General features: G+C 69.2%; 6 protein-coding genes and 1 pseudogene. 4 read left to right on the plus strand and 3 right to left on the minus strand.

The genetic code is table 11. The features are described 5' to 3' along the window. Positions 1-310: pseudogene (locus tag HMPREF0591_RS25440) on the minus strand (alpha/beta hydrolase); the annotation flags it as partial. A 138-nt stretch (positions 311-448) separates the two neighbouring features. Here HMPREF0591_RS25440 and HMPREF0591_RS25445 point away from each other — a divergent pair. Next, entirely contained in the window at positions 449-817 is a 369-nt protein-coding gene (locus HMPREF0591_RS25445; RefSeq protein WP_007171596.1) for an OB-fold nucleic acid binding domain-containing protein, read from the plus strand. A gap of 74 nt (positions 818-891) precedes the next feature. Continuing rightward, positions 892-1533 carry a DUF3159 domain-containing protein gene (locus tag HMPREF0591_RS25450; protein WP_244269106.1) on the plus strand — a complete coding sequence of 214 codons (642 nt, stop codon included), beginning with the start codon at positions 892-894 and terminating at the stop codon, positions 1531-1533. Here HMPREF0591_RS25450 and HMPREF0591_RS25455 read toward each other — a convergent pair. Both HMPREF0591_RS25455 and HMPREF0591_RS25460 read right to left on the minus strand, forming a co-directional pair. Then, positions 1530-2207 carry a potassium channel family protein gene (locus HMPREF0591_RS25455; RefSeq protein ID WP_007171598.1) on the minus strand — a complete coding sequence of 226 codons (678 nt, stop codon included), beginning with the start codon at positions 2205-2207 and terminating at the stop codon, positions 1530-1532. The two genes, HMPREF0591_RS25450 and HMPREF0591_RS25455, sit on opposite strands and share 4 nt — an antisense overlap. An 11-nt stretch (positions 2208-2218) precedes the next feature. Then, positions 2219-2887 carry a potassium channel family protein gene (locus HMPREF0591_RS25460; RefSeq protein ID WP_007171599.1) on the minus strand — a complete coding sequence of 223 codons (669 nt, stop codon included), beginning with the start codon at positions 2885-2887 and terminating at the stop codon, positions 2219-2221. Positions 2888-3016: 129 nt separating this feature from the next. On the opposite strand from HMPREF0591_RS25460, the gene HMPREF0591_RS25465 reads away from it, so the two are divergent. Both HMPREF0591_RS25465 and HMPREF0591_RS25470 read left to right on the plus strand, forming a co-directional pair. Beyond that, positions 3017-5014 (plus strand): APC family permease, encoded by a 1998-nt coding sequence (locus HMPREF0591_RS25465; RefSeq protein WP_007171600.1) that lies wholly within the window; start codon positions 3017-3019, stop codon positions 5012-5014. Beyond that, the coding region (locus HMPREF0591_RS25470; protein WP_244269096.1) for a class I SAM-dependent RNA methyltransferase at positions 5011-5819 on the plus strand (809 nt) is incomplete at its 3' end. The genes HMPREF0591_RS25465 and HMPREF0591_RS25470, both read left to right, overlap by 4 nt.

Below are 5819 nucleotides of genomic sequence, written 5' to 3' on the forward strand. Positions count from 1 at the left end.
CGTCCGGCGGCCCGGCCCAGGCCGGGAGGGCCGCCAGGACGGCGACCACCTTGTCCGCGTGGGCCAGCGCCCAGGCGACCGCCACGGCCGCGCCGATCGAGACGCCGCCGACGGCGATCGGGCCCGTGCGCGCGGCGGCGTCCAACGCGGACACGTAGCCGTCGATCAACCGATGCGGGCGCGGCGGCGGGGCCACGAGCAGGGCGCCGGCCTGGCGCAACGGACCCGAGAAAGCCCGCTCGACGTAGTCGTCGTCGGACCCCGTGCCGGGCAGCAACACGGTCGTGACACCCCGCAGATCGACAGTCACCCCCCGATAGTGCCCCGGCGGTCAGCCGCGCTCCAACATGGGTGTTTGAGTCGGTTGGCGCGTGGGAACCAAGAGGTCTACGGTGTCCGTTGGCGTAAATGGAAGCGCCAAGACTTATCGGCATTGTCAGGAGGGGCCATGGGGGCCCAAGGGTATCTGCGCCGGCTCACCCGTCGCTTGACGGAGGCGCCGGAGCAACGCGACTCCGAGGAGTTGTCCGACGAGGTCGCGAGTACCGGCGCACATCGGGCGATCGATTGTGAGCGTGGCCAAGAGGTCACGATGGTCGGCACGCTGCGCAGCGTGGAATGTAACGGCAAGGCCTGTGCGGGCGGTGTCCGCGCCGAGCTGTTCGACGGCAGCGACACGGTGACGCTGGTCTGGTTGGGCCAGCGCCGGATTCCCGGCATCGACTCCGGCCGCAAGCTGCGGGTGCGGGGCCGGCTGGGCAAGCTGGAGAACGGGGCCAAGGCCATCTACAACCCGCACTACGAAATCCAGCGGTGACGCTACCCGGCGATTGGGGGTCGGGTCCGGAACCGCACGAGTCGGGCTCCACCGAACGCGCGACCACCGGCCGGATCACCCCGGAACGCCTGCTGGTGCAGGCGGGCGGGGTCAGCGGCGTCATCTATTCGTCCCTGCCCGTCGTGGTCTTCGTCATCGCGTCCAGCGTCTCGGGGTTGTTGGTGGCGATCGCCTCCGCGCTGGCGGTGGCCGCACTGGTCCTGCTGTGGCGGCTGATTCGCCGGGATTCCCCGCAGCCGGCGTTCTCCGGGTTCTTCGGCGTCGCCATCTGCGCGCTGGTCGCCTACGTCGTGGGGGAGTCCAAGGGCTACTTCCTGCTCGGCATTTGGATGTCGTTGCTGTGGGCGGTGGTCGTCGCGGTGTCGGTCGTCGCCCGACGGCCCCTGGTCGGCTACGTGTGGAGCTGGGCCAGCGGGCGCGGCCGGGGCTGGCGCGAGGTGCCCCGGGCGGTGTACGCGTTCGACATCGCCTCGCTGTGCTGGGCGCTGGTCTTCGCCGTCCGGTTCGTCGTCCAGCGCCTGCTCTACGACGCCAACCAGACCGGCTGGCTGGCGGTCGCGCGGATCGCGATGGGGTGGCCGCTGACCGTGGTGGCCGCACTGGTGACCTATGCGGCGATCAAGTCCGTGCAGCGGGCCCTGCCGGCCGCCGGTGACACCGGGGGCCAGATCGAGGCCGGCCCCGTTCGCGACTAGTCGGTCAGCGCCGGGCCGTCCGGCAGCAGCAGCTTGCGCAGGTCCTCCTCGGCCTCGGCGACCGCCACGAAGAGCAGCTCGTCGCCGCCTTCCAGCGGCTCGTCCGCCTCGGGCACGATCACCCGCGGGCCGCGCAGGATCGTGACCAGCGACGCGTCCCGCGGCAGCTGCAGCCGGCGCACCGGCTTGCCGCCCCAGGGCGTGTCGTCGGGCAGGGTGATCTCCACGAGGCTGGCCTGCCCCCTGCGGAATTCCATGAGCCGCACCAGATCACCGACGGCGACGGCCTCCTCGATGAGCGAGGCCAGCATGCGCGGCGTGGACACCGCCACGTCCACGCCCCACGCGTCGGTGAACAGCCATTCGTTGCGAGGGTCGTTGACCCGGGCCACCACCCGGGGCACCGCGAATTCGGTCTTGGCCAGCAGGCTGAGCACGACGTTGGCCTTGTCGTCGCCGGTCGCGGCCACCACCACGTCGAACTCCTGCAGGTGCACCGACTCCAGCAGGCTCAGCTCGCAGGCATCGCCGAGCCGCCAGTGTGCCGCGGGGATCGCGTCGACGTCGACGTGGTCGGGGTTGCGCTCGATGAGCGTCACGTCGTGGCCGTTGCCGATGAGTTCGCGACTGACGGAGCGGCCGACCGCGCCGGCCCCGGCGACAGCTACCTTCATTTCGCCGCTCCTTAACCGAGTTCTTCGCTGGGTGGCAGGGCCGCGATGGCCACGGCCTCGGCGGCGCGGCCGGAGATCGCGGCGACGTAGATCTGATCGCCGGCCTGGATCACCGTTTTCGGCTCCGGCAAGACGCCGGCCCCGAACCGGATCAGGAACGCGACGCGGGCGCCGGTCGCCTGCTCGAGATCGGTTATCCGATGGCCGATCCACTCCTCGTGCAGGACGACCTCGGCGACGACGACGGTGCCGGTCGGGTCCCGCCACTTGGCGGTCTCGGTGTCCCGCAGCAGCGCGTTGAGCAGGCGATCGGTGGTCCAGGGCACGGTGGCGATCGTCGGGATGCCGAGGCGTTCGTAGACCTCGGCCCGCTTGGCGTCGTAGATCCGGGCGACGACGCGCTTGACGCCGAAGGTCTCGCGGGCCAGCCGCGCCGAGATGATGTTCGAGTTATCCCCGGATGACACGGCGGCGAACGCGTCCGCCTCCTCGATGCCGGCCCTGAGCAATACGTCCCGGTCAAACCCCTGCCCCAGCACCCGCTCCCCGGCGTACTCCGGGCTGAGGCGGTTGAAAGCGGTGCTGTCGCGGTCGATCACCGCAACGTCGTGGCCGATCCGGGACAGCCCGTCCGCCACCGAGGAACCGACGCGGCCGCAGCCCATCACCACTACTCGCACGTTCCGATCCTCTCGGCTGCGTCCTGCCTCCCGAATCGGCAACGCCACGCCGGCGGGCCGATTCGGGTCGGCAAACATTCTCGCCTACGAAGCTACCGCCAAACCCGTGTGGGCTTACTCTTGGCTCTCGTGTCCAAACTTTCAACCGCAGCGCGTCGGTTGCTGATCGGCCGGCCGTTTCGCAGCGACCGACTGAGCCACACCCTGTTGCCCAAGCGGATCGCCTTGCCGGTGTTCGCCTCCGACGCGATGTCGTCGGTGGCCTACGCCCCCGAGGAGATCTTCCTGATGCTGTCGGTGGCCGGCCTGGCCGCCTATGCCATGGCGCCCTGGATCGGCCTCGCCGTCGCCGCCGTCCTGCTGATCGTGGTGTCCAGCTACCGGCAGAATGTGCACGCATACCCCTCCGGAGGAGGGGACTACGAGGTTGTCACCACCAACCTCGGCGACACCGCCGGCCTCGTGGTCGCCAGCGCCCTGATGGTGGATTACGTTCTGACGGTTGCCGTTTCCATCTCGTCGGCGATGTCGAACATCGGCTCGGCCGTCCCGTTCGTCTATGACCACAAGGTGATTTTCGCGGTCGCCGCCACCCTGGCGATCATGGCGATGAACCTGCGCGGGGTGCGCGAATCCGGGCTGGCGTTCGCCATCCCGACCTACGCGTTCATCGTCGGCATCGCGTGCATGCTCGTCTGGGGCCTGTTCCGGATCTTCGTGCTGGACGACCCGCTGCGGGCCGAGTCGGCGGGATTTCAGATGCACGCCGAACACGGCAAGGTCGTCGGGTTCGCGCTGGCGTTCCTGGTGGCCCGCTCGTTCTCGTCGGGCTGCGCGGCGCTGACGGGTGTGGAGGCCATCAGCAACGGGGTGCCGGCGTTCGAAAAACCCAAGTCGCGGAACGCGGCAACCACCCTGTTGATGCTCGGCGTCATCGCGGTGAGCATGTTCATGGGCATGATCGTGCTGTCCGTGCAGACCGGGGTCCAGGTCGTCGACGATCCGGCCACGCAGCTGACGGGCGCTCCGCCGGGGTATCAACAGAAGACTCTGGTCGCGCAGCTGGCGCAGGTGGTGTTCGGCAGCTTCCACATCGGGTTCCTGCTGATCGCCGGGGTCACCGCCCTCATCCTGGTACTGGCCGCCAACACCGCGTTCAACGGCTTCCCGGTGCTCGGATCGGTCCTGGCGCAGCACAGTTACCTGCCCCGCCAGTTGCACACCCGGGGCGACCGGTTGGCGTTCTCCAACGGGATCCTGTTCCTGTCGGCGGCGGCCGTCGCGGCGGTGGTGGCGTTCCGCGCCGAGCTGAGCGCACTGATCCAGCTCTACATCGTCGGCGTGTTCATCTCTTTCACGTTGAGCCAGATCGGAATGGTCCGGCACTGGACACGGTTGCTGCGCACCGAGACCGACCCGCGCGTCCGGCGCACCATGATGCGCTCGCGGGTCGTCAACACGATCGGCCTGATATCCACCGGCACCGTGCTGATCATCGTCCTCGTCACGAAGTTTCTCGTGGGTGCGTGGATAGCGATCGTCGCCATGAGCGCTTTGTTCGTTGTGATGAAAATGATTCGCAAGCACTATGATTCGGTGAATCACGAGTTGGCCGAGCAGGCTGCCGAGCAGGAAAACGAGATGGTGCTGCCGAGCCGCAATCACGCCGTCGTGCTCGTGTCGAAGTTGCACCTTCCCACGCTGCGCGCCCTCGCCTACGCGCGAGCGACCCGGCCCGACGTGTTGGAGGCCGTCACCGTCAGCGTCGACGACGGGGAAACCCGCGAGCTGGTCCATCAATGGGAGGAAAGCGATATCAGCGTTCCCCTCAAGGTGATCGCCTCGCCGTATCGCGAGATCACCCGCCCCGTACTGGATTACGTCAAGCGGGCGCGGGAGGAGTCACCGCGCACCGTGGTCACGGTGTTCATCCCCGAGTACGTGGTGGGTCACTGGTGGGAGCAGGTGCTGCACAACCAGAGCGCGCTCCGGCTCAAGGGCCGGCTGCTTTTCATGCCGGGCGTGATGGTGACTTCGGTTCCGTGGCAATTGACTTCGTCGGAGCGGCGCAAGACGTTGCAACCGCACGTCGCCCCCGGCGACGCCCGACGGGGAATCTTCGATTGACGCCTGAATCGACCCGCGCACCCGACGAGGTGGCGGCCCCTTTGAAGGAATTGACGTTGGTCACCGGCGCCCCGGCCAACGGCGGCAGCTGCGTGGCGCATCACGAAGGGCGCGTGGTGTTCGTCCGCTACGCCCTGCCGGGTGAGCGGGTACGGGTGCGGGTCACCGCCGACCGCGGATCGTATTGGCACGCAGAGGTTGTCGAGGTGCTCGACCCGGCGCCCGACCGCATCGCATCGCTGTGCCCGATCGCCGGGGTAAGTGGCGCCGGCTGTTGCGACGTGGCGTTCGCCACGCCCGAGGCGGCCCGGGCGCTCAAGGCGCAGGTGGTGGCCAATCAGTTGGAGCGATTGGGCGGGCACCGCTGGGACGGCGAGGCCGAACCGCTGTCGGACGCCGGGCCGACGGGCTGGCGGACCCGCGTCCGGCTCGACGTGGGCGCGGACCGTCGTCCGGGCTTCCACCGGTATCACAGCGACGAGCTGGTGACCGACCTGCGCTGCGCGCAGTTGCCGCCCGGCATGCTCGACGGGCTCGCCGAATCCGACTGGCCGCCGGCCGCACACCTGCACGTCGTCGTCGACGACGACGGCGCACGGCATGTGGTGCGCACCATGCGGCAGGGCAAGCGGACCGCCACCAAGGTGGTGGAGGGCGGCTACGAGGCGGTGCAACGGGTGGGCGCGCGCAGCTGGCAGATCCCGGTGACCGCCTTCTGGCAGGCGCACCGCGGCGCCGCCGGGGTGTACAGCCGGCTGGTCGCCGACTGGGCGGACCCCCGCGCCGGCGCGACCGCGTGGGATCT

The organism is Mycobacterium parascrofulaceum ATCC BAA-614, assembly GCF_000164135.1.
Taxonomy (GTDB): Bacteria; Actinomycetota; Actinomycetes; order Mycobacteriales; family Mycobacteriaceae; genus Mycobacterium; species Mycobacterium parascrofulaceum.